Raw genomic sequence first — 23,392 nt, 5'->3', positions numbered from 1 at the left:
GAATAAAGGGCGGCATTTTTTATCTTTAAGCGCAAACGTTACTCGACGTGTTGCTTCATATTCTCAGTATACGGAGGCCAGCCTAGCGGTTTACCTGCCAATACGTGAAGGTGAATGTGATATACGGTTTGCCCACCGTATTCGTTACAATTCATGACAGTACGATAGCCTTGGTCTGCAAACCCTTGCTCCTTGGCAATTTTTGCAGCCACATATGACAAGTGCCCCACTACTTCGCGGTCTTCTTCAGCAATATCGTTTACCGTGGCAATTTGCTTTTTCGGAATAACCAGAAAATGAGTCGGAGCCTGAGGGTTTATATCTTTAAACGCCAGCGCTAGTTCGTCTTCGTACAAAATCTCTGCTGGAATTTCCTTGCTGATAATTTTATCAAAAATTGTTTCTGCCATGTCTCACATTCCTTTTTAATCAGGTGTTTAACTATTGCGTTAGCGATCGATGATGGTTCTCTCACCAACGCAATAACAAATTCTAAACTACAGTGTTTTTACTCGGCTCGATGCCTTGTCTTATGCAAAAACAAACCATAGAAGTATTACGCCTAACGCTAAGCGATAGATAACAAAAGGCAGCATGCCTATACGGGATATCCAGCTTAGAAATAAATAAATACAAAGGTAGGCACTTACGAATGAAAATGCTGCGCCATACAGCAATGCATACCAGTCCACGGCTTCATTTGCTTTAAGCAAATCTAAGGTGGCTAGCAACCCTGCACCTAAGATGACAGGTATAGACAGTAAGAAAGAAAAGCGTGCACAGGCTTCGCGTTTTAATCCTAGCATCAAGCCAGCAGTCATCGTTATACCTGAACGAGATGTCCCGGGAATTAACGCTAACACCTGGGCTAAGCCGATATAAATGGCTTGTTTTAGCGTTAGGCCTTCAAGCTCCTGTTCCCGCTTTGCTGTCGAGTCGGCATACCATAAAAGCAAACCGAAAATAATGGTGGTACCTGCGATTACTAATGCTGTACGTGCATTGCCTTCTATCCAGCTTTTCATCAAAAATCCAATGATGACCGCTGGAATAGTCGCTACAATAACGTACCACGCAAGTTTACTGTCGGTAGATTGCTGCTTGCTGAAGCCTTGAGTCACCCATGCTACTGTCATCTGTCCTATTTCTTGACGAAAATAGATCATAACTGCAAGAAGGCTTCCCACATGTACTGCTACGTCAAACGCCAAACCTTGGCTTACCCAACCGAAAAGCTCAGCGGGTAGCAGCAAGTGCCCAGAACTACTGATTGGAAGAAATTCAGTAACGCCCTGAATAATTGCTAAAATAATGATTTCGAAAAGTGTCATTCCTTTGCTTAACTCCAAGTAAAGTCAATTGGCCATAATTGCTGTTTCTGTTTATCAAAGTTTTGCCACATTTGGGCATAGGTTTCTTGCGTTTCAGGGTGAATGTCGTCGGGAACAAGTTCAGCTAACGGCCAAAGCACAAACGCGTTGTAACAAATCTCTTCGCGAGGCAAAACCACAGGGGATGTGATTACCTTACTATCATAGGTAAGCAAATCGAGATCAAGGGTTCTTGCGCAGAATTTTTTGTCGGTATGCACTCTTCCATTGTCTTTCTCAATTGCCTTTAGTATTGCACACACCTCTTCAACATTTTTTGATGTTGTCGCCCGTGCGGCAGCATTATAAAAAGGGCTGCCGTTGAAGCCTACAGCTTCGCTTTCATAAACGGAAGACACTGAAACATCTGAGAAGTGCTGTTTTAGGGCAACCAAAGACTGCCTAGTGTAATGCTCACGCTCAATATTGGAACCAATGCTGATTAAAATGGTATGTTCAGGCATTAGTTGCGCTCTTTTCGCATTTCAACGGCAACAGTTTGCGCATTAGGAAGAATATTAGGTTTAACGATTTTAAGCGTTATTGTTGAAACCGAGAAGTGAGCAAGTACGGTATCCATAACCTTGCTTCCGAATGCCTCAAGTAGTTCGAACGTACTCTCTTTACCTACTTCCACGATGCACTCGGCTACTTTGGCATAATCTACCGTATCAGCAACATCATCACTTTGCATCGCCGCGCTTAAGTCAACATCAAGTGTTACATCGAGAAGTAGCTGGGTGGTTCTTACTCGCTCCCAATCATAAACACCAATCAGGGTGTCTACTTCAAGCCCTGTTATATAAATTTTTCCCATGGAATTTTTTCATCTTGTCTGTTTTCAAACCAGTTTATTGCCTTACTTTCCGGCTTCAATACTGGTCTTACTACTGCGCTTTCAACCACATATTGCTGCTAAACGGTGGTATATCGCGTTTGGATGGAGTAGCTTTACGCTTGTGTGGCACAACTATACCGCTGTATGACAACTGGGGGCAACCAAGGTTTTGTAATTTAATAGGACACAAGCCTTTAACCTCCTACAAGAGAAGTGAAACCTGACAGAAGGCAGTGCTTCTAAAACGCTTTTGATAATTAGAATGAAAAAATGATTTCGCTAACGCTTTTAATGGCTGCTGTTGCCTACCTCTTCGGTTCACTATCAAGTGCGGTGGTTATAAGCCAATTATTTGGTTTACCCGACCCCAGAACCGCTGGCTCTAAAAACCCTGGAGCAACTAATGTGTACCGCTTGGGTGGCCGTATTCCTGCGCTGCTTGTACTTGTTATGGATATTTTGAAAGGCACTATTCCCGTTTACGGCAGCTACTTTTTGGGTATAGAACCAATAATGCTTGGCATAATTGCTATCTTTGCCTGTTTAGGTCATATATTTCCGCTTTATTTTGGTTTTAAAGGCGGTAAAGCCGTCGCTACCGCCTTTGGTGCCATGTTGCCTATTGGGCTCGATTTAGCAGGGCTGCTTGTTCTAAGCTGGGTAGTGGTGGTTTTTCTTACCGGCTATTCTTCGCTAGGTGCGCTCGTTGCGGTGTCGCTTGCGCCGCTTTTCACGTTTTTAATCAAGCCTTTGTATACCGTGCCGGTAGCAATGCTTTCACTACTTATTATTTTACGCCATAAAGACAACATTGCCCGCCTGTTAGCAGGCAATGAAAGTAAAGTGTGGGATAAAGGAAAAGTTAAAGAGTAAGTGCCTGCTGCAGTACATCCAGCTTTCCATCTATAGGCGTAACAGGCGAAATACCCAATAGTTTAGCTAGCGCTGGATAAACCTCTAAATTGCTAAATGTAGGTATAGTGGTGTTCGTTTTAAACGCCGGCCCCACTGCAACAAAGGTCGCTCCCATATCAGGTAACGTATTTACGTAGCCATGGCCACCTTTGCTCACATGCATACTGTTGGCGTTTTTGAAACGGGCTGGTGGCGCAATTTCGATAATGATATCGCCCGTTCTGTTTCCTACTTCCATGTGACGCTGAGCGCGCTGGGTATCATTGAGTACAATGAAGCGGTTTTCGGCTATATAGGTAAGACGTTCTATTTCTTCGGTGATTTGCTTATCTGACACGCCTTCTCTGGCGTAAAGGTGCACTTGCGCCCCTTCATTTTCAATAATGAAGCTATCAGGAATGGATAAAGACTCAACCTCTATAAGCTGGTTTTCATCAATAGGCGTCATGCCGTGGTCAGACACCACTACCAGATTTACTGGTAAGTCTAATGCATTAATGCGCTCATAAAGTTGACCGATAAGTGCATCTACTTCTTGTACCGCGTCATTGGTTTTATCGGCAAAAGGTCCTTCATCGTGTCCTACCGAATCGGTAAGCGAAAAATAGCCCGCAATAAAGCGAGGGCGCGATACCTCGGGCAATTTTAGCCAGTTAATGATCTGATCAATACGCATCTGGTAGTCAGCATATTTTGAATAGTGATAGAAGTAAGTCGGAGAAGCACCCGATATGCGTGCGTCAGACTCTGGCCAGAAGAAGGTTGCAGCCTTCATACCGTGATATTCCACTAAGTTCCATAGCGGCGTTGCCGTAATCCAAGTGCTATCCATGCCGCCATAGCCCAACTGATATTTTGCATAACCCTCTTTTGTAGGGCGGGATTTATCATAAAAACGGTTATTCACAATACCGTGGTGTTTGGGAAGCAGCCCTGTGATCAACGAAATATGGTTGGGAAAAGTATTCGACGGATAAACAGGGGTCATAGACGAGGCTCTTACCCCCTGCTTTGCAATGGCGCCAAGATGCTCCGCATTGTGTAACTCTATATAGTCGTGGCGAAATCCATCAAGAGAAATGAGCACGACATACTGGTCTTGCTGAGTCTGTTGCTTTTGCTTTAACTCTTTTACTGATTCATTTGAAGGAATTTTGCTTGAGGCAAGTGCATTAGGCGAGGTGAGCGCTGCAAAGAAAATCAAAATAAATAACGACAGCGCTAAATATAATAGCGATGCATTTCGTTTTGTACCGTCTGTTGCTAAGCGCATGGTTTTTTTACGTCCTTACTCAATGTTTATTTTGGTAAAATAAAAGGCAATGGGACGCGCTCCCATTGCCTTTACTTTTTGTTTGTCTGTTTTGCCCGCTTGTTAAACTTGATATCTGCCTTTTGCACATCTTATGTATACCTTGATAAGCAGTATCAATTTCACAACATCATTTAAAACCCAGTCGACGTTTTTAAATAGCTGACAAGGTATCAAGAGGCCATCGCGGTTTGGCTTGTGACGATAACGCCAAGGTTTCGCCTGCTTTCAAGCGCTGCATCCCCGCATAGGCAATCATGGCACCATTATCAGTACAATACGCTAAGCTAGGGTAAAACACCTCACCTTTTAGCTCTTGCATCAGGGCTTTCATCTCACCGCGCAGCATTGTATTTGCACTTACACCGCCAGCAATAACTAAACGCTTCATGCCAGTCTGCTTTAATGCTCGCTTACATTTAATGATAAGCGTATCCACTACGGCTTCTTGAAACGCGTAGGCAATATTCGCTTTAATTTGCTCAGCATCATCACCGGTTAAATCAGCATCGCGAATGGTGTTTGCCGCAAAGGTTTTTAAGCCGCTAAAACTGAAATCTAAGCCTGGTCGGTCGGTCATTGGACGTGGGAATTTGTAGTGTCCCGCTTCGCCCTTTTCCGCCAATTTTGCCAAGAGAGGGCCGCCAGGGTAATCAAGACCAAGTAGCTTAGCGGTTTTATCAAAAGCTTCGCCTGCGGCATCGTCAATTGACTCGCCAAGTACTTCATACTGGCCAATGCCTTCTACTTTAACCAACATCGAGTGACCGCCAGACACCAATAGCGCAACAAAAGGAAATTCTGGGGCATCGTCTTCAAGCATAGGCGCTAGCAAATGCCCCTCCATATGATGAACACCTACTGCAGGTACGTTCCACGCATATGAGAGCGACCGTCCTACCGATGAGCCTACTAACAGTGCCCCTACCAAACCTGGGCCTTGAGTAAAGGCAACGCCGTCGATATCTGATGGCTGGGTATTCGCATCTTCCATGGCTTTTTCAATTAAAGGAATGATTTTTCTTACATGATCCCGTGAAGCAAGCTCGGGCACCACACCGCCATAATCAGCGTGCAGCTTTACTTGGCTGTATAGTTCGTGTGACAACAAGCCTTTTTCATCGTCATAAACGGCGATGCCAGTTTCGTCACAAGATGTTTCTATTCCTAAAATACGCATGGGGAGCAACCCTTTCTACTACTAACTTTAACGCCTAGCTTTTGGATGTATAGCAAAGCTGCTTAACACATAAATTGCTCACTACAGTGCTGTGAACAACACTTAGTAGAGCGAATACCAAAAACTGTGAAAATAATTCTGGCGATCTGGCGGGATCATCTTTATGATCCCGGCGCGATCATAACACTACCCTCGTCAGGATCATTTGCTTTCTACTTTTGATCAAAAAAGTATATCAGTAGAAACATGAGCAAAAGGCATTCTGAAAAGGGCGCTTATACAAGCCGCGTTAAACAACACAGTGCTTAACGAGCGCAGAGTTTACCTTTTATCCTGCATTCATGGAATGCCAGTGAACAGGTAAATGAACGGTAAATGCACAATATTGGCTATTTTTTGGCAATTCATCCTTTACTTTCTCTGTAGATATGATTAGAATTTCGCACCATTTTTAACCCGGGTGGCCTTTTTAGCGCACAATTTTACCCGGATTTACACAGTAAAAGTTTTGAGGTGAGTGTTTAATGCCTATCGTTAAAGTTAGAGAAAACGAGCCGTTTGATGTGGCGCTGCGTCGTTTTAAGCGTTCTTGTGAAAAAGCAGGTGTTCTTTCTGAAGTTCGTCGTCGTGAATTCTTCGAAAAGCCAACTTGGGAACGCAAGCGCAAGAAAGCTGCCGCTAAGAAGCGTCATCTTAAGAAGCTAGCTCGTGAAAACGCACGTCGCGTAAAACTCTACTAATATAGGGTTAAGTAACGAGTCTGAAAGGTGTTGCAATTGCAGCACCTTTCGCGTTTCTGGGCCTCTATTTTTTGGTATTGATTTTAGTTTTCTAAACTAAACCCGTTTTTCCCTTTCGAATAATTGCATTTGATTTTCAACCTGGGGTTTAATAATACCAGTCCGCATAAATCATTATCTTCTGAGTGGGCAATGACCTATGCGGATTGATATAAGCAATCTACTAATAAAAATCAGGAAGCATCATGGCACTAATTGATGATTTAAAAGCAGCGCAGAAAGATGCGATGCGTGCAAAAGAAAAAGTACGTCTTGGTACTATTCGTATGGCTATGGCTGCCATTAAGCAAAAAGAAATCGATGAACAAATCACGCTAGACGATAGCGCAATCTTAGCAGTATTGACCAAAATGGTTAAACAGCGTCAAGACGCGGCAGCGCAATACGACGCAGCCAATCGCGAAGACCTAGCGAGCAAAGAGCGTGAAGAAATCACTTATATTGAAGATTTCTTGCCTCAGCCTTTGACTGACGATGAACTCAATGTCCTTATCGACGAAACTATGGCTGCGACAGGCGCGTCGGGTATGCAAGATATGGGTAAAGTAATGGGCGCATTGAAGCCTAAAGTTCAAGGCCGTACCGATATGGGCGCACTGAGTGCTAAAATAAAGGCACGCTTGAACGCTTAGGCTTAGTCCTTTATTAAAAGTGAAGTATTTTGAAGGTGTGTATATCCACACCTTCGTTATTCTCATTTAACCACTTCCCTGTTACAGTACTTCACTGTTTTCATCATGTCGTTGCCTTTTGTTTAGAAAGCCGTCACGACTTGTGCTTTACTAATCCTTGTTGAAAATACCCTCATGGCTGGAAAAATACCTCGCGATTTTATAGATGATCTACTTTCACGTACTGACGTGGTAGAAGTAGTAGATAGCCGAGTCAAACTCAAAAAAGCAGGTAAGAATTACCAAGCGTGCTGCCCTTTTCATAATGAGAAATCGCCGTCTTTCACCGTTAGCCAAGACAAGCAGTTCTATCACTGTTTCGGATGTGGTGCTCACGGTAATGCTATCTCGTTTATTATGGAATTCGACCGTCTTGAGTTTGTAGAGGCTATTGAAGAGCTAGCGCGTTATCACGGGCTTGAAGTACCTCGAGAAAAAGGCAGTCGGCCTGCCATGAGCGAAGAGAAAAAGCAGCAACAGCAAGACGACTATGCAGTGATGGAACAAGTCACACGCTTTTTCCAGCATCAGTTGCGCCAAAACGGAAATAGTAAAAAAGCCATCGACTATTTAAAAAATCGTGGGCTAAGTGGTGATATCGTCAAGCAATGGGAAATTGGCTACGCCCCTGACAGCTGGGATGCGCTGCTAAATACATTTGGTAAAGACCCACAGCGTATCAAGCAGCTGGTCGATTTAAAGCTGGTTAATAAAAACGACCAAGGACGTACCTACGACTTTTTCCGCGACCGCATAATGTTTCCTATCAGGGATAAACGAGGTCGGGTTGTAGGCTTTGGTGGTCGTGTTTTAGATGATGGCGGTCCTAAATACTTAAACTCACCAGAAACCCGTATTTTTCATAAAGGCAGCGAGCTTTTCGGGTTTTACTCAGCGCGCCAGAATAATAGAACGCTAGATACGGTTGTTGTTGTTGAAGGCTATATGGATGTTGTGGCATTGAGTCAGTTCGACATTAATATTGCTACCGCAGCCTTAGGTACAGCTACCACGCCTGAACATATTCAAATGCTGGTTCGTGCTACGTCTCATATTGTATGCTGTTATGACGGCGACCGCGCTGGACGTGAAGCTGCATGGCGCGCGCTAGAGAACGCCTTACCGGCGCTAAAAGATGGCGTGCGCATATCGTTTTTATTCCTACCCGACGGTGAAGACCCAGATACTATGGTTCGCCAAGTAGGTAAAGATGCCTTCCTGAAAATGCTCGATAGCGCTACGCCCTTGTCGCGTTTCTTTTTTGAGAACTTGCTAAAAACCCACAACGTCGGTACGCCAGAAGGTAAAATTGCTCTTAAAAAAGCAGCAATGCCACTTATTGAAAGCACTTTAGGTGATGACCAAAAGCAAATGTTGCTAGAAGAATTAGCCAAGCACACTGGCGAGTTCGATCGATTTAAACTTCAGCAAGACATTACTAAAGCGAATCAAGGTTCAAAGCAAGCTTATTCACCTAACCGCAATCAAGTAAATAAGCCTAAACTTTCCCCCCTTCGTATGCTGATACGCTTGCTACTTGATAAACCGGAATTAGCCACGCTATGTGAAGACGTTCAAATTGATATTTTCGCGGGCAGTAACGCTGCGGGCATGGATTTATTGCGCGATATTCACAGCTATTGTGTCAGCCACCCTCACGCAAAAACTGCGCAGCTTGTTGAAAATTTCCGCGACCATCCCCATTCTTCTACTATCGCGAAATTATTGTTGCAAGAACACTTAGTCAAAGATGAGGATGCTGAGCGTGTATATAACGACAGCTTCGCTCGCTTACTAGACGGGCATTTCGATAGCCGCATTGAAACCTTAATTTCACGCTCGCGGGTTCAACCGCTGACTCAAGCGGAAAAACAGGAATTGAACCTGCTTATGAGGGAAAGACAGAAGAGTTAACCTGAGGGTAATGACCTTTGGGTTAATCTGTTTTTGCGTAGTAAGCTTTACGTTTAGCTCGCTTTCACCTTGCAATTATGGACTATGCAAGTAGTAAAGGCGGAAATGTAAAAAGCACTGGCTAAAAAATCGGCCGTCAATCTGGTAAAACCACCGCTTATTCTGCTATACTGGCTAATTCGCTGCGGGCATGTTTAAACATGGTCCACACTTATAAGTGAACAAAAATGCAGCAACACGAGTAGCAAAGATATAGCCGAACATAACGGGCAGAACCGAACCCGAGCAGATGTGCATCGTAAATATATTGGTTTATACCAGCGTGGCATCTAGCATTAACGGCCTTGATACAAATGCAGTACTACAGCAGAACGGGGAACATACCTAGGCGTATGTTGTCTTTTCTATTGCAAACTAATTGAATGTGAGAAGTGTAGGTTATATGGCGCAAAGCAAGCAGTCTCAGATTAAACTCCTGATTGCAAAAGGTAAAGAGCAAGGTTACTTAACCTTTGCAGAAGTAAACGACCACCTGCCGCAAGATATTGTCGATTCTGATCAAATCGAAGACATAATCCGCATGATTAATGACATGGGAATTCAAGTTTCTGAATCAGCTCCTGATGCAGATGAACTTCTCATGCAAGAAGCGAATGCTGATGAAGACGCTGCAGAAGCAGCAGCTCAAGCACTTGCTACTGTAGAAAGTGAAATTGGCCGTACGACTGACCCAGTTCGCATGTACATGCGTGAAATGGGTACCGTTGAACTTCTTACACGTGAAGGCGAAATTGAAATCGCTAAGCGTATTGAAGACGGTATTAACCAAGTACAGTGTTCGGTTGCTGAATATCCAGAAGCGATCACTTACCTGTTAGATCAGTGGGATTTATACGAAGCCGAAGAAATTCGTCTAAGTGATATTATCTCTGGCTTTGTTGATCCTAACGATGATCAAGATCTCGCGCCAACTGCAACACACGTAGGCTCAGAGTTATCTGAAGAAGAGTTAGATGACGAAGATGACGATGATGACGATGACGACGACGAAGATGAAGACGATAGCGGCGTAGACCCAGAGCTAGCGCGCGAACGCTTCGCAGAACTTCGTGAACAGTACCTAAAAACTCGTGAAGTTATCGAGAAGAAGGGTCGTTCTCATGCCGATTCTCGTACACAAATCAACGCACTAAGCGACGTATTTAAAGAGTTCCGTCTAGTTCCTAAGCAATTTGATCGCATGGTTAAAAACATGCGTGCAATGATGGACAAAGTACGTATCCAAGAACGTCTTGTAATGAAGTTCTGTGTTGTTAATGCAAAAATGCCTAAGAAAGATTTTATAAAAGCTTTCGCGGGTAATGAAACATCTACTGCGTGGTTACATGAAGCAGTTAAATCAGGTGCGCCTTATGCAGCTGAACTTGCAGTTAACCAAGAAGAGATTGAGCGCTGCATTAGCAAGATGAATCAAGTTGAGCAAGAAACTGGCTTGGTTATCGCTGATATTAAAGACATCAACCGTCGCATGTCGATTGGTGAAGCGAAAGCGCGTCGTGCGAAAAAAGAAATGGTTGAAGCTAACCTTCGTCTTGTTATCTCAATTGCGAAGAAGTACACCAACCGCGGTCTTCAGTTCCTTGACCTTATCCAAGAAGGTAATATTGGTCTGATGAAGGCGGTAGATAAGTTCGAATACCGTCGTGGTTATAAGTTCTCAACTTATGCTACATGGTGGATTCGACAGGCGATAACTCGTTCGATTGCTGACCAGGCGCGTACTATCCGTATTCCTGTGCACATGATTGAAACGATTAACAAGCTAAACCGTATCTCTCGTCAAATGCTTCAGGAAATGGGTCGTGAACCTACGCCTGAAGAATTGTCAGAGCGCATGTTAATGCCTGAAGACAAGATCCGTAAGGTACTTAAGATTGCTAAAGAGCCAATCTCGATGGAAACACCTATCGGCGATGATGAAGATTCACATCTTGGCGACTTTATCGAGGACAGCACTATTATTCAGCCCCTCGATTCAGCAACTGGCGGTAGCTTAAAAGGCGCAACGCAAGAAGTGCTAGCAGGCCTAACGGCTAGAGAAGCGAAAGTACTACGTATGCGTTTCGGTATTGACATGAATACCGATCACACGCTTGAAGAAGTAGGTAAGCAGTTTGACGTTACCCGTGAGCGTATTCGTCAGATTGAAGCTAAAGCGCTTCGCAAACTTCGCCACCCTAGCCGTTCTGAGCAGCTACGCAGCTTCTTAGACGAATAGAAAGATATTACCTTAAATAAAAATCCTCAGCCTTTGCTGGGGATTTTTTTATCTTAATTTCCCGAACCTCATGTTTCTATAACAAACTAAAACTCATTGTTCTCCCATTGCGCTGCGCACATAAAAAAGCCCCCGTCAGGAGGCTTTCAATACGCTTTAGAAAAGTTAGGTAGAGCTTACACTCTAAACTGCTTAGCGATTGATTCAAGGTGTTGCGCAAGGTCAGCAAGCTCATTACACATAGTCCCCAGTTCGCCTGAGCGGCTTGCAGTTTGCTCTGTTCGCACATGAATTTCATCCACGTGACGTACAATATCTACCGCAACAGTGCGCTGGTCTTCAGTATTATGGGCAATCTGTTCATTCATTTGGTTGATGCGACCGATAGTACTGGTAATGGTTTCTAAGCTGCTGCCCGCTTTATTGGCGGTTTCTACGCTATTTGTGGCCTGCTCGGTACCACGAGCCATTACTTCAACCGCTGAATGTGCGGCACTTTGAAGCTGTTCGATTGTGCTTTGAATCTCTTCTGTAGATTGCTGCGTGCGTGAGGCCAAAGTTCTAACTTCGTCGGCAACTACTGCAAAGCCTCGCCCTTGCTCACCCGCTCTCGCTGCTTCAATTGCCGCATTTAAGGCAAGTAGATTGGTTTGCTCTGCGATACCTTTAATGACATCGAGTACCGAGCCAACCTTGTTTGAATCAGATTCTAGGCGACCAATAACGTCGGCTGTTTCGCGCACGTTTTCAGCAAGCTGCTGAATACTAGTCACGGTTTGCTGCACAATTTGACGACCTTCACTTGCCGCTGTAGTCGCTTCGTTGGCGTCACTGGCCGCTTGGGCTGCACTGTGTGCAACACCATCAACTGAGCCGCTCATAGTATCTACTGCACTTTTCGCATTAGTAGCAGACTGCTGTTGAACGTCTATGGTGCGCTGCGTTTCCTCTGTAACGCCGCGTAGGTTTTGCGCTAAGTTCGATAGCGGTAAACTCGCTTCAACCACATCACGCACTACGCCTTGTAGCTTATCCATAAATTGATTGAACCAGTAAACCAGCTCACCAATTTCATCTTCGCTTTTCGTATCAATACGTACCGTTAGGTCGCCATTTTCTTGCGCAATATCTTTAAGAGAGCGAACAACATCATCAATACTCTGCTTAATACCACGAACAATAGGTACTGCGGTTGCAAACAATAAAATGGTAACAACAATAGCTAAAATAACGCCCGTGCTAATCAGTGATGTATTTGCGCTATCTGTGTTTTCAAATGCTTTTTCAAACGCGGCTTGCTGTGCATCGCGAAATTGTGACATAGCGGCAATAGCACCGTCGTAAGACTGATTCATTTGAGCAGACAGTTCACCTAGGCGACTAAAGTCAGCTGTGCCGTCTACCATGGATTGTGAAACTTCGTAGGCGACGTCAAAGTATTTGTCGAAACCTGAGGATATACGAGAGATATCTGAACGAAATTCAGGGCTGATATTCGCGATTTGATTAAGCCCTTTCTTCGCTTCTTCTGCCAATTCTTGCGCCACAGTAAGGGTATCTTGCTCCCCTGTTGTTACTGCACTTGCTAGGGTGTCACGCACTTTTTGCATGTCGACCAGTGTCGATGCTGAAAGCTGTAACGCCGGGAACTGAACTTTCTGTACTTTTTCAAGTGTTGCGCCATTATTGAGCGCGGTGTAGATAGTGATAAGCAAATAAATAATAAAACTTAGCGCTGCGATCCCCGGTATAAGGAAGATCTTAGTCGCAATTGGCATTTTCTTTAGAAAGTTCATCAACTATCCCACTGTTTTTTGTGATAGTGCAACTGCCTTTCACTTAACTTTTCAAAAAGCGCTGCACTTTGTTTGGTCTACCTAATTTATCTACCTATTAGTAAAAAACTTTAACGAAATTATGGCCTCGCACAAGTACAAGGCCATAAATAGGTAGTTAGAACGTATAATTTACGCCAACTTTAAGTAGTGTTGCATCATTCAGATCATTTAGATCGTCTGAGTACCAGGTTACATCGGTTTTAAGTGCAAAGCCTGGCTCCACGTCGTAGCGTAGGCCCACAGTAACTGCTGATACATCTAGCTCTTGTTGAGCTGCAATGCCAGCAGCACCTTGATAGATAGAAGCCCAGGTAGCATCAGTAACCGCGTCTCCAGTAGAGATAGTTGATGGAAGTGCTGCTACAAGGCCAAGCTGAGTACCGTTATCCGCTTCTTCAACTTCATAAGTAATGTGCGGCGTAAACTTGCCGAAGCGCATACCTGCAGTAACGTACCATGCTTTATTATCAGCGATAACAGAACCATCAACCTCTGTCTGCGTAAATTCTGCGCCTACAAACCAGTCATACTTATCGATATCAACCGCTACTTCAAAGAAGGTACCAGTATCATCATTAACACTGAAGCCTTCTGCCGCAGCTGACGCATTTGGTACCGCTGCACCGAACGCCGACATTCCCTCTATAAACGAATCAAAATCTTCGTTTGCAGCACTTGTAGTACCGCGTGCAAGCAAGGTACGAGCGCTGAACCAGTCACGAGTCGCTTCAAAAGAAACCGCTACTACATTTTTTAAATCTAGCGCTGCAGGCGTACCTGAAATCGTCGTATCTGTTTCAACGCGCCCCATAGTAAGCTGTGCGCCGTACTCCCAGTCACCTGAGTAGTTCATGTAATCAACGCGAACACCATCAATGTTGTTAAAGTCGATACCGTAAATAGCATCCGGCGGTGTTAACCAGTGATAAGAGTAACCAATATCAAGAGATGCTGAGTATTTGAAAAGTGGCATACGTAGGCGACCGGCACTAATGTTGACATTGTTGTTCAACATATAAGTCATGTAAGCCCACTCGAAATCTGCGTCATAGTCTTCACTACCACGGCCCACTAACTGTGCTGTAGCAGAAAGTTTATCGCTAACGTCACCGCGGACTTGTAGACCAAAAACACTGGCTGGATCGAAGTTAAAATCATTGTCGTAGCCATACACCGACTCGTCATCATCCAGTGTCATTCCGCCGATAAGGTTTGCAAAGCCGTTAATTTGAATGTCGGCTAGTGCTGGAGTAGCCAAAAGGCCAGCCATAGATAAGATAGCTAATTTGGTTTTCATGCGTGTTCCTTAAATTCTTTGTATTAACGGTAAGTTAGAAGGTAGCGACTACGCGTACGCTATCGTTAACAGCGCCAGCGTCGACATAACCAATAGCGCCAGGATTACTTGCAACTGCAGAAATAACGTCTGCGTCACTGCCTAAGGACTTTGGAGGTTGACCTTTACCGGTAAAAACAAGTTTTGACCAAAACGCAGTAAGTTGTGCTGCAGTTTTGTTTAATACTTTGCCGTTAAATTCGTCGGTGGCAGACTGACCTTCAGCTAACGCGATAGGTTCTGCTTTTGTACCGCTAGGAAATGCTTTGGCCTTGTTTAAGAAAAGACGGCTTATACTATCTTTATCTAGTGAATCACCATTGCTAGGATGCACTATGACTGCTACATCAGCAATCGCGACGTTACAGCACAGTCCAGCTGCAAGTATCCATTTTTTCATCATATGTCCTCTGGAGTCTTTGTGAATGCTAGCCCATCGCTCTTCACTTTCTTTGAAGACGCTAAAAACGACATTTACGTGTTTGAGCGATATGAAGCAAACAGGTGCTTGTGTGTCCAAACATTTACAACGAGATAAGTATTGGACACAAATGCAATATTTGCCACTTTGAGCTTTAAATATTTATCTTATATAAATTAGTAGCTTATATAAGTACTTGGGAATGGCGCGAAGTGTAGTGTAAGTAGAAAGTTAAACAACTATACGATTGTCTAATACATACTGTTGGCGCTTATAAGTATCAATAAAAAAACTAAATGCATTGCAAAAAAACTAAACTAGTTTATATATATCAGGAACTTAAAAAAATTAAGCATTGTAATAGAAGTGATAGAAATTCATATTAAAGTATGAAAGAAGATACCTGAACTTTTGAACCCGCCCAACTGGCATTGGCGCGGGCCCAAGAGTAAACAATAGTCTATAAGCGAATACCTATGACTCACCTTTCTTGTAAGGAATCGTTTTTTCCAGCGCTTCGATTTCGTTGGTTCGCTGCATTGGAGAGCCTGTTTTCCTTGCAAGCCAGCTATACGCTGTAGGAACAACATAAAGGGTCATAAATGCTGAAACAAGCACACCTGAGAAGATAACCATACCGATTACCATCCGGCTTTCAGCGCCAGGTCCTGATGCAAGCACCAAAGGTAAAGAGCTAAACACGGTGGTAAACCCTGTCATTACGATAGGGCGCAAACGCTGTGCGGCAGCACGCTTAAGTGCGAGTTCAAACTCCATACCTGCATCGCGAAGTTGATTAGCGAACTCTACTATTAATATGCCATTTTTTGCGGCAAGCCCAATAAGCATAACCAAACCAATTTGGCTGTAGATATTAATCGTCATACCGCTAAAAAACAGCCCGATGTATGCCCCAACGAGAGCTAAGGGCACGGTAAGCATTATTACTAACGGATGCACCCAGCTTTCAAACTGCGCGGCCAATATTAAGTAAGTGACCGCAAGTGCTAGCATAAAGACATAAACAAACGAGTTGCCCGCTTCTTGATAAAGCTGTGATTCACCTTTGTAATCGATAGATACGTTATCGGGAAGTTCAGTAGCCACAATATTTTCTAAGTAGGCAAGTGCCTCACCAAGTGTATAACCATCTGCTAAGTTAGCCGATATAGTAACGGCCCGCATTCTGTTATAGCGGTTTAGTCTTGCCGATGTAGCCTGCTCTTCAAAGGTGAGTAAGTTATCCATAGGGATAAGCTCACCGGTACGAGATGACCTCACGTATAAATTTTCAATGCTGTTAGGGCTTCTAAAGTCTTCTTCTATGCCTTCCATGATGACGTCGTATTCTTCACCTCTATCGAGAAAAGTAGACACCCTACGCTGTCCCAGCATTACTTCTAAGGTTCCGCCAATATCACTAATTGATACGCCCAAATCAGCTGCTCTGTCCCGATCGATATTAACCAACAGCTGGGGTGACGTCTCCTTATAATCGGAGTCTAGCCGAACTAATCCCGGGTTTTGCGCGGCTTTTTGTAACACTATGTCGCGCCACTCTACAAGGTTCTCATAAGTATCACCTTGTAAGACGAACTGAACAGGACGCCCTAGCCCACCTCCTGATATCCCGCTTCGCATTATGGCAAACGCGCGAACATCAGGTACGCCGTTAAGCTTGCCGCTGATTTCATCCATTAGTGAAAATGTACTGAAATCACGCTCATCCCAATCTGCAGAACCGACGATCGCTATCCCCGCGTTTCCGCCAAAACCAGGTGTTCTCACCAAGAGACGATTAATTTTACCGCTCTCGCGATAGGGCATTAAAATGCTTTCTATTTGCTCTAAGTTTCTTGCGTTACTTTCAAAACTCGCGCCTTCTTGAGCATTCATTAAGATGAAAAAGTTACCTCTATCTTCTTTAGGAACGAACTCACTAGGTACTTTCTCTGAGAGTTGGACTAAGGCTACAATCGCAATTACAAGCATGAGCAGCATAAGAAAAGGTTGGTGTAAGGTTTTACCCAACGTATTGAAGTAACTGCTTTCAAGCTTTGAAAAACGCTTATCCATCCAGCTTCCGAAGCCTGACGAACGTGGGCGTTTTTTGAGTATTTTTGATGCCATCATGGGCGACAAAGTAAGCGCGGTAAAGCTTGAAAATGCGACCGCTGCAGCAATGGCCAACGCAAACTCGGTGAAGAGTCTGCCTATATTACCTTCAAGGAAAACCAAAGGAACGAACACAGAAATAAGTACCAGTGTGGTGGCAATTACGGCAAACCCGACCTCTTTGGCTCCGCGATAGGCAGCCAAAATAGGCGGCTCTCCCATCTCAATGCGTCGATAGATGTTCTCAAGTACAACAATAGCATCGTCTACCACTAGGCCAATCGCTAATACCATAGCAAGCAGGGTTAGCAGGTTTATCGAAAAGCCCAGCGCATACATCACGATAAAAGCCGCAATTATAGAAACAGGCACGGTAACCGCAGGAATTAGGGTGGCGCGAATATTACCTAGGAAAAGATATATTACGATCACTACCATGAGCATAGCGATCCCCAAGGTCTCATACACCTCGTCAATCGATGCCTCAATGAAAACTGACGAGTCGTAACTTGGTACGATAAAAATGTTATCTGGAAGGGTCGCTTCTATTTTTTCAATCTGCGCTTTAGCTGCGCGAGCTACTTCGAGAGTATTGGCTTTAGACTGCTTGATGATGCCTAGGCCTATCATATTGACGCCATCACCCCGAAACTCTGTCTCGTCATCTTCGGCGGTTAGCTCAACGTGGGCTATTTCGCCTAGACGCACCAGATAGCCATTATCCCCTACTGCAACGGTTAGGGCTGCAAAATCATCCGGCGTTAGAAACGTTCGCGCTACCCGGACTTCAAAGTCACGATCATTACTTTCTACTTCACCAGCAGGCAACTCTACGTTTTCGGCGCGGATCACTTGCTCAACATCGCTAACTGTTATGCCTCTAGCCGCCATAGCATTGCGGTCTAAAAACACTTTCATGGCGTAGCGTCTTCCACCACCAATTTGAATTCTAGCCACACCGTCTACAATGGATAGCCTGTCAACCAGCACACGTTCTGCGTAGTCGGTCAACTCCATAGTATTGAGGTTGGTGCTTCGTAGGTTGTACCACACCACGGCACTTTCATCTGAATTCGCTTTAGATACTTCAGGGGGATCGGCTTGGTCGGGCAAGTTATTTAACGCGCGGCTGACTCGTTCGCGCACATCGTTAGCTGCCGCATCGATGTCTCGAGAAAGTTTAAACTCGATTGTGATGTCTGAACGACCATTACGAGACGTGGAAGTCACGTTCTTTATGCCCTCAATACCCGAAATTCTGTCTTCAAGAAGCTGGGTAATCCGGGTCTCGACTATGTTCGCCGAAGCCCCTGTGTAGTTTGTATTAACTGAGACAATGGGAGGGTCGATGTCGGGGTATTCCCGTAAACTCAACATGGAGAACGCGGCAATACCAAAGATAATCAGCAGTAAATTAAGTACGGTTGCAAAAACTGGGCGCTTTACAGAAACGTCTGACAATAGCATAACTGTATACTCCCTAGCGGTTTAATACATTAACCGGAGATTGGTCACGTACGCGAAGTGTACCTTCGGTTATTACTTCATCTCCTTCACTTAAACCGCTGATAATTTGCACTTGCCCGGGTCGTCGCTCACCAATTTCCACCTCAGTTTGGTGTGCAACATTATCTTTAACCACATAAACAAACTGCTTGTCTTGCACTGGCACCAGTGCCTTTTCTGGCAAGACTAAAGCGCTAAGTACACGTTTTTCTACCACAACGGTTAGCAGCATACCTGGGCGTAGACGACTGTCTTGATTATCAATAGTTGCGCGCACGGGAATGGAGCGGCTAACGGGGTCCAAACGCGTATCAATATTAGTAATTTTCCCTGTAAATTCTTCTCCAGGATAAGCGACTGACGACGCACTTACTGTCTGCCCTTTAGCCACGCTAGCAAGGTGGTTTTCAGCGATACTAAAATCAACTTTGATTTGGCTAATATCATCTAATGTGGTGATAGTGTCGCCTGGCTGGATTAGTGAACCAACGCTAATTTCTCGGTTGCCTAGCAGTCCATTAAATGGCGCGCGGACTTGCAAGTCATTAAGTTGAGCTAAGGCGACATCTAACTGGGCTTGTAATGCTTTCACTCGAGCTTGCTGCTCATCGAGAAGCTGTTCAGAAGTAGCATTTGACTGACGTAAGTCGGCTATGCGGGTAAACTGGCGTTTAGCCTCATCAATGTTAGCTTTGAGCTCTTCTACTCTGGCACGCTCTTCAGTGTTGTTAAGCTGCACCAAAAGCTCGCCTTCTACAACTTTATCGCCATCATCGAAATTTATCGTTTTTACCGTATCGGTAACTTGAGCGGTGATATTCACAGATTCGTTAGCGGTAGCTGTGCCGAGCGACTCGATAGTGATAGGAAATGCCTGCGACGAAACGACTGCTGTTTTGACTGGTGTGGCTCTAGTGCCAGCGCTTGCTTTGCTTTCTTCCTGTGACATATTCAAATATGCGACAACACCAGCAAGCAACAACACGCCAAGTACTAAGGGCGATAACGAGAATCGTGAAGACATAACCTTTCCTATTGGTAAAATAGCATTGCGTTGAGCCTGAGCTTTTTTAAAACTCAACGAATACTTCAGTACACAAAGTTCGCTTTATGTAAGCGCAAACTTTCCCAAACATGTTTTTGTGTACCACGTTATTATTGTTAGTTGTGTTATTTTTATTTTTGCGTAGAGTCTGCTTGATAATATTGATTGCTATTACAACAATCGCAAACACCCGCTAGAGTATTTTACCCAAATCAATGGTCATCTTATTTCGCTTATCAGCTATATTCGCTGTTTTAACGCTTTTCGCATGTTCACCGACAGCGCCTAATTCCCCGATGTGCCGTGTTTCAGATGCGCTGCTATCTAAGAATGTTCACACCGAGATAAACGCTCAAGCTTCCCCCGTTGGCGCGGCCTGTTTAATAAAAACTGAAGGGGAAGTGTTGCTTGTCAAGCACCGCCTGTCAGGCAAATTAGACTTCCCTGGCGGAGGGCTGGTTGAAGGTGAATCACTTGCCTGCACAGCCCATAGAGAAACGTGGGAGGAAACAGGTTTTAATGTAGAAGTTAAAGAATACCTATCAACGACAGCTAATGGTTTGGTCATATTCGGCTGTCATATAGATGCAGGCATTGAAAAGCTTCCCAACACTTTCGATGCACCACCGTGGGCAAAGATAGAAGTTGTCAGACTCGTTAAGGCAGACCCATTTATGCTCGACCATGATGCATTGCGTTATGCCGATGATCTTATTCCCTTGCGCGATGGCTACACCCAATTCGTTATAAAGCAGCACTGACAAAGCATTGTTCATTGTGTCTGGGATTGGTAAATTGTTCCAACTGAATAAACAGGAGAAGTGGCTTGTTTTCACTGCCAACATTAAGCTTAAAAGGCAAAGTATCTGAACAAGAATGGCAAACCCGTGTCAATTTGGCGGCGTGCTATCGATTAGTAGCAGATATGCGATGGGGCGATCTTATCTATACCCACATTTCCGCGAAGGTACCGGGCACAGACCATTATCTTGTTAATGCATTTGGGCTTACTTTCGATGAAGTTACGGCTTCTAACTTGGTAAAAGTCGACTTAGACGGCAATATATTGGACGACACACCCTATGGGATTAACCCAGCCGGATTCACTATTCACAGTGCAATTCACGAAGTGCGCCACGACGCTCAATGCGTTATCCACCTCCATACATTAGCTACCATTTCCGTAGCTTCGGTGAAAGGCGGATTGAAGCCGTGGAGTCAGTATTCAATGTTTTCGCTTCCTTCGCTTTCTTATCACAGCTATGAAGGCTTGGCCGTAGACGATAGCGAAAAGAAGCGTTTGCAAGACGACCTTGGCGATACTAACCATATGCTTTTGCCTAACCATGGCGGTTTAACCCTTGGCCCAACTGTTGGCGACGCTTTTATGCGCTTTTACGATTTACAGCGTGCGTGCGAAATTCAGCTTGCATTAATGCAATCTAACGAATCAGTTATCGAAATACCGCAAAGCATTATTGATGGTATATATGCTCAGGCAAATGTTGTTCACAGCGGCGAGACTGGCGGTCAAAAAGCATGGCCTGCTATGTTGCGCAAAGCCTATAAATTAGATCCAAGTTTTTGCGAATAATTGAGCCTATTTAGCTAAACGCCAACTCATTTTAAACAGGAATTGTTTTAACACATGAAAGTCACCAAAGTAGAAATTTTTGATATCGAATGCCCTAAACGCCCACAGTGGAACCCTGTTTTTGTGCGTGTTTACACCGATGAAGGCATTACTGGCGTAGGTGAAGCAGGACTTGCTTATGACTGGGGTCACAGCGCCGCAGCGCATATGATTAAGGAAATTGCCGAAGCCATGCTAATTGGCTTTAACCCTTTCCACACTGAGCTGCTTTGGTCGAGAATGCTGCGCGAGGGCTTTTGGGGGTTAGGCGGCGGACCGGTAATTTATGCCGCGATGAGCGCGATTGATACCGCGCTTTGGGATATTAAGGGCAAAGCACTTGGTTTGCCCGTTTATGAACTACTTGGTGGTAAAACGAATGGCAAACTTCGTAGCTATGCCAGCCAGCTACAGTTTGACTGGGATAAAGAAGTCACCAAACTTAACGACCCAGCAGATTATGCTCGCGCCACTGAAAAAGCGCTGAAAGATGGTTACGACGCCGTAAAAGTTGACCCTATCGTTTACGACAAAGATGGCAACACTCACTTTGACAGAACTAAGCTGTTTACTAAGCCCGAGCTTAAACTTTTCAAAGCTCGTCTTCAGGCAATTAGAGACACCATGGGCGAAGATGGTGACATTATCTTTGAATGTCACAGCTTGTTAGGTGCATCAACGGCCATTCAGCTCGGCGATATCGTAGAAGAAATTGGCTGTTTGTATTACGAAGAGCCGGTTAATTACCTTAACTCTAAGCTTCACGACAAAGTGGCGAAGAACGTCAACGTGCCGATTGCGGGCGGTGAACGCTTGTATCACCGCTGGGACGTACGCCCGTACCTTGAAGACCAGTCTCTTGATGTACTTCAACCTGATGTTGGCCTTTGCGGTGGTTTTACAGAAGCGAAGAAGGTATGTGATTATGCGGATATTTACGATGTACGCATTCAGGCTCACGTTTGCGGCGGCCCAGTTGCTACGGCGGCAAGTTTGCATCTAGAAACGGCTATTCCAAACTTTTTAATTCACGAGCATCACACCTATGCCATCAAAGATTGGAACCGTGAGCTTTGTATTCAAGACCCTCAGCCAGTTAACGGCTTTATAGAAGCGCCTGACACGCCAGGAATTGGTATCGACCTAAACGATGAGGTGGTTTACCGCTCGCCACACATGACGGTAACGGAACTTAAATAGCAAAGTTACATACCGGCCTCTTGTACGTTTGCACGGCCTTTACACAAAGTACCTGCAGAGCTCGACAGTGCCGGGCTAAGCCTTGAGGCTAGTTTCCGGCTGGCGCTTAAGCGATGTCGTACCATTGCTTGGCGTTTATAGACAACAGCGCCGCTTTTTGAATTTCAGAAAGCGGCGTTGTCATATCTGAGAACCCATGCCAAAGCGCAGCATAAGGCATTCGCCACTGGCACAACGGGAAGTTGCTCGCAAACATGATTTGATTTGTGCCAACTGTATCCAATAAGGTTTCAAAAATATAGTTGGCTCGCTGCCAGTGCCACCTCCGCTCTTGCATTTCTAAACCTGAAAACTTAAACGCAACCTGCCCGGTTTCATTCAAGACTCGAGTATTTTGTCGCCACGTTCTAAACGCCAAGCTGTTTTTATCAAGTGGCGCAAGAGCGGCGTGGTTGATTGCTACTTTCAAAGCTGGGTTTTGCTCTAATACGTTAAGTAATGCAACTACGGCACTACTATCTGCAATATTAAACTGAGCATCAAAAGACAAGCCTTTAGAAGCCATGTGACCAAGCGCCCACTTTACTTTAGGGGCGCGCAAAAGCGTTTCAGCATCATCATCTAAAATATGACGAAGGCCACGTACAGAGGAATACAGCCCTAGCTTATCGATATGACTGCCAACGCTGGTTCCAGCTAAATCTATGCAACCAACAGAGCGAAATGGAAGCGTACAATGACGCTCTAGAAAGGCAATTTCTCGCCACGGTCTGCTGTTATCGTAGCCAGCTTCAATATGCACAAACCCACAAAGCTGACCTAGAGAAGCCCGATGAAGCATCGCCTCTGTGGTATTTTTGGCAATATTTTTCTTATCAGCCCAAAAAGGCGCATTAGTGGGTTTTAGCCAATTGTACTGACCTTCATCTAACGCAAAAAGATGGATATGAGGGTCTACCCACGTTTGTGAATGCTGAACCATTTTGTATTCTTTAACCCTGAATTTGTGCACTGCGTGTA

The 23,392-nt window shown here is 44.6% G+C and carries 20 protein-coding genes; 8 read left to right on the top strand and 12 right to left on the bottom strand.

Annotation, left to right across the window (positions count from 1 at the left end):
• Positions 1-38 precede the first annotated feature (38 nt).
• The 4 genes from IW644_RS08480 to folB form a co-directional block, all read right to left on the bottom strand.
• Positions 39-410, bottom strand: a complete 372-nt coding sequence (locus IW644_RS08480) for a histidine triad nucleotide-binding protein (protein WP_179982381.1) — start codon at positions 408-410, stop codon at positions 39-41.
• A gap of 120 nt (positions 411-530) precedes the next feature.
• Positions 531-1,331: an undecaprenyl-diphosphate phosphatase gene (locus IW644_RS08475; RefSeq protein ID WP_269917243.1), complete on the bottom strand. Its 801-nt coding sequence runs from the start codon at positions 1,329-1,331 to the stop codon at positions 531-533.
• 8 nt (positions 1,332-1,339) lie between these two features.
• Complete coding sequence (gene folK / locus IW644_RS08470; RefSeq protein WP_269917242.1) at positions 1,340-1,834, bottom strand: 2-amino-4-hydroxy-6-hydroxymethyldihydropteridine diphosphokinase; 495 nt, start codon at positions 1,832-1,834, stop codon at positions 1,340-1,342.
• Complete coding sequence (folB, locus tag IW644_RS08465; RefSeq protein ID WP_179982379.1) at positions 1,834-2,187, bottom strand: dihydroneopterin aldolase; 354 nt, start codon at positions 2,185-2,187, stop codon at positions 1,834-1,836. Before folB ends, folK begins: the two co-directional genes overlap by 1 nt.
• A 291-nt stretch (positions 2,188-2,478) precedes the next feature.
• Here folB and plsY point away from each other — a divergent pair, with 291 nt between their 5' ends.
• Entirely contained in the window at positions 2,479-3,081 is a 603-nt protein-coding gene (plsY, locus tag IW644_RS08460; RefSeq protein ID WP_118490269.1) for a glycerol-3-phosphate 1-O-acyltransferase PlsY, read from the top strand.
• On the opposite strand, the gene IW644_RS08455 is transcribed toward plsY, so the two are convergent.
• Positions 3,071-4,396, bottom strand: coding sequence for an alkaline phosphatase family protein (locus tag IW644_RS08455; RefSeq protein WP_269917241.1), 1,326 nt, complete (start codon positions 4,394-4,396; stop codon positions 3,071-3,073). The genes plsY and IW644_RS08455 overlap by 11 nt on opposite strands.
• A gap of 193 nt (positions 4,397-4,589) precedes the next feature.
• On the bottom strand, positions 4,590-5,615 hold the full coding sequence (tsaD, locus tag IW644_RS08450) for a tRNA (adenosine(37)-N6)-threonylcarbamoyltransferase complex transferase subunit TsaD (protein ID WP_179982376.1): 1,026 nt from the start codon (positions 5,613-5,615) through the stop codon (positions 4,590-4,592).
• A 524-nt stretch (positions 5,616-6,139) separates the two neighbouring features.
• On the opposite strand from tsaD, the gene rpsU reads away from it, so the two are divergent.
• From rpsU to rpoD, 4 genes are all read left to right on the top strand, one after another.
• Positions 6,140-6,355, top strand: a complete 216-nt coding sequence (gene rpsU / locus IW644_RS08445) for a 30S ribosomal protein S21 (RefSeq protein WP_012517258.1) — start codon at positions 6,140-6,142, stop codon at positions 6,353-6,355.
• Positions 6,356-6,600: 245 nt separating this feature from the next.
• Positions 6,601-7,047 carry a GatB/YqeY domain-containing protein gene (locus IW644_RS08440; RefSeq protein WP_269917240.1) on the top strand — a complete coding sequence of 149 codons (447 nt, stop codon included), beginning with the start codon at positions 6,601-6,603 and terminating at the stop codon, positions 7,045-7,047.
• Between the two features lie 174 nt (positions 7,048-7,221).
• The gene (dnaG, locus tag IW644_RS08435; protein WP_269917239.1) at positions 7,222-9,000 is read left to right on the top strand and encodes a DNA primase; all 1,779 of its coding nucleotides are present in this window, start codon (positions 7,222-7,224) and stop codon (positions 8,998-9,000) included.
• A gap of 442 nt (positions 9,001-9,442) precedes the next feature.
• Positions 9,443-11,278: an RNA polymerase sigma factor RpoD gene (gene rpoD / locus IW644_RS08430; RefSeq protein ID WP_269917238.1), complete on the top strand. Its 1,836-nt coding sequence runs from the start codon at positions 9,443-9,445 to the stop codon at positions 11,276-11,278.
• Positions 11,279-11,454: 176 nt separating this feature from the next.
• Here the strand turns inward: rpoD and IW644_RS08425 are convergent, their stop codons facing one another.
• From IW644_RS08425 to IW644_RS08405, 5 genes are all read right to left on the bottom strand, one after another.
• Complete coding sequence (locus IW644_RS08425; RefSeq protein WP_269917237.1) at positions 11,455-13,074, bottom strand: methyl-accepting chemotaxis protein; 1,620 nt, start codon at positions 13,072-13,074, stop codon at positions 11,455-11,457.
• Between the two features lie 157 nt (positions 13,075-13,231).
• Positions 13,232-14,413, bottom strand: coding sequence for a topoisomerase IV (locus tag IW644_RS08420; RefSeq protein WP_179982372.1), 1,182 nt, complete (start codon positions 14,411-14,413; stop codon positions 13,232-13,234).
• Between the two features lie 34 nt (positions 14,414-14,447).
• On the bottom strand, positions 14,448-14,852 hold the full coding sequence (locus tag IW644_RS08415; protein WP_179985139.1) for a phosphate ABC transporter substrate-binding protein: 405 nt from the start codon (positions 14,850-14,852) through the stop codon (positions 14,448-14,450).
• Positions 14,853-15,347: 495 nt separating this feature from the next.
• Positions 15,348-18,455 carry an efflux RND transporter permease subunit gene (locus IW644_RS08410; RefSeq protein ID WP_269917236.1) on the bottom strand — a complete coding sequence of 1,036 codons (3,108 nt, stop codon included), beginning with the start codon at positions 18,453-18,455 and terminating at the stop codon, positions 15,348-15,350.
• 13 nt (positions 18,456-18,468) lie between these two features.
• Positions 18,469-19,518 (bottom strand): efflux RND transporter periplasmic adaptor subunit, encoded by a 1,050-nt coding sequence (locus IW644_RS08405; RefSeq protein WP_269917235.1) that lies wholly within the window; start codon positions 19,516-19,518, stop codon positions 18,469-18,471.
• A gap of 317 nt (positions 19,519-19,835) precedes the next feature.
• Between IW644_RS08405 and IW644_RS08400 the strand changes: the two genes are divergently transcribed.
• From IW644_RS08400 to IW644_RS08390, 3 genes are all read left to right on the top strand, one after another.
• Positions 19,836-20,300 (top strand): NUDIX hydrolase, encoded by a 465-nt coding sequence (locus tag IW644_RS08400; protein ID WP_269917234.1) that lies wholly within the window; start codon positions 19,836-19,838, stop codon positions 20,298-20,300.
• A gap of 65 nt (positions 20,301-20,365) precedes the next feature.
• A complete protein-coding gene (locus tag IW644_RS08395) occupies positions 20,366-21,133 on the top strand; it encodes a class II aldolase/adducin family protein (protein ID WP_269917233.1) in 768 nt (255 codons plus the stop codon).
• Positions 21,134-21,187: 54 nt separating this feature from the next.
• The gene (locus tag IW644_RS08390) at positions 21,188-22,372 is read left to right on the top strand and encodes a mandelate racemase/muconate lactonizing enzyme family protein (RefSeq protein ID WP_179982367.1); all 1,185 of its coding nucleotides are present in this window, start codon (positions 21,188-21,190) and stop codon (positions 22,370-22,372) included.
• Positions 22,373-22,478: 106 nt separating this feature from the next.
• Here the strand turns inward: IW644_RS08390 and IW644_RS08385 are convergent, their stop codons facing one another.
• Positions 22,479-23,354 (bottom strand): amidohydrolase family protein, encoded by an 876-nt coding sequence (locus IW644_RS08385; protein WP_269917232.1) that lies wholly within the window; start codon positions 23,352-23,354, stop codon positions 22,479-22,481.
• Between the last annotated feature and the right edge of the window lie 38 nt (positions 23,355-23,392).

This window comes from Alteromonas sp. PRIM-21 (assembly GCF_027563165.1).
In the GTDB taxonomy this organism is placed as follows: domain Bacteria; phylum Pseudomonadota; class Gammaproteobacteria; order Enterobacterales; family Alteromonadaceae; genus Alteromonas; species Alteromonas macleodii_A.
This window is presented reverse-complemented; position numbering and strand designations above follow the sequence as displayed.

Excerpts from the sequence above, each read along its gene's own strand:
- IW644_RS08410 (WP_269917236.1), bottom strand. The coding sequence starts at position 18,455 with ATGCTATTGTCAGACGTTTCTGTAAAGCGCCCAGTTTTTGCAACCGTA.
- dnaG (WP_269917239.1), top strand. The coding sequence starts at position 7,222 with ATGGCTGGAAAAATACCTCGCGATTTTATAGATGATCTACTTTCACGT.
- rpoD (WP_269917238.1), top strand. The coding sequence starts at position 9,443 with ATGGCGCAAAGCAAGCAGTCTCAGATTAAACTCCTGATTGCAAAAGGT.
- IW644_RS08405 (WP_269917235.1), bottom strand. The coding sequence starts at position 19,518 with ATGTCTTCACGATTCTCGTTATCGCCCTTAGTACTTGGCGTGTTGTTG.
- plsY (WP_118490269.1), top strand. The coding sequence starts at position 2,479 with ATGATTTCGCTAACGCTTTTAATGGCTGCTGTTGCCTACCTCTTCGGT.
- IW644_RS08440 (WP_269917240.1), top strand. The coding sequence starts at position 6,601 with ATGGCACTAATTGATGATTTAAAAGCAGCGCAGAAAGATGCGATGCGT.
- IW644_RS08420 (WP_179982372.1), bottom strand. The coding sequence starts at position 14,413 with ATGAAAACCAAATTAGCTATCTTATCTATGGCTGGCCTTTTGGCTACT.
- IW644_RS08400 (WP_269917234.1), top strand. The coding sequence starts at position 19,836 with ATGTGCCGTGTTTCAGATGCGCTGCTATCTAAGAATGTTCACACCGAG.
- IW644_RS08390 (WP_179982367.1), top strand. The coding sequence starts at position 21,188 with ATGAAAGTCACCAAAGTAGAAATTTTTGATATCGAATGCCCTAAACGC.
- IW644_RS08480 (WP_179982381.1), bottom strand. The coding sequence starts at position 410 with ATGGCAGAAACAATTTTTGATAAAATTATCAGCAAGGAAATTCCAGCA.
- folB (WP_179982379.1), bottom strand. The coding sequence starts at position 2,187 with ATGGGAAAAATTTATATAACAGGGCTTGAAGTAGACACCCTGATTGGT.
- IW644_RS08385 (WP_269917232.1), bottom strand. The coding sequence starts at position 23,354 with ATGGTTCAGCATTCACAAACGTGGGTAGACCCTCATATCCATCTTTTT.
- folK (WP_269917242.1), bottom strand. The coding sequence starts at position 1,834 with ATGCCTGAACATACCATTTTAATCAGCATTGGTTCCAATATTGAGCGT.
- rpsU (WP_012517258.1), top strand. The coding sequence starts at position 6,140 with ATGCCTATCGTTAAAGTTAGAGAAAACGAGCCGTTTGATGTGGCGCTG.
- IW644_RS08415 (WP_179985139.1), bottom strand. The coding sequence starts at position 14,852 with ATGAAAAAATGGATACTTGCAGCTGGACTGTGCTGTAACGTCGCGATT.
- IW644_RS08475 (WP_269917243.1), bottom strand. The coding sequence starts at position 1,331 with ATGACACTTTTCGAAATCATTATTTTAGCAATTATTCAGGGCGTTACT.
- IW644_RS08425 (WP_269917237.1), bottom strand. The coding sequence starts at position 13,074 with ATGAACTTTCTAAAGAAAATGCCAATTGCGACTAAGATCTTCCTTATA.
- IW644_RS08455 (WP_269917241.1), bottom strand. The coding sequence starts at position 4,396 with ATGCGCTTAGCAACAGACGGTACAAAACGAAATGCATCGCTATTATAT.
- tsaD (WP_179982376.1), bottom strand. The coding sequence starts at position 5,615 with ATGCGTATTTTAGGAATAGAAACATCTTGTGACGAAACTGGCATCGCC.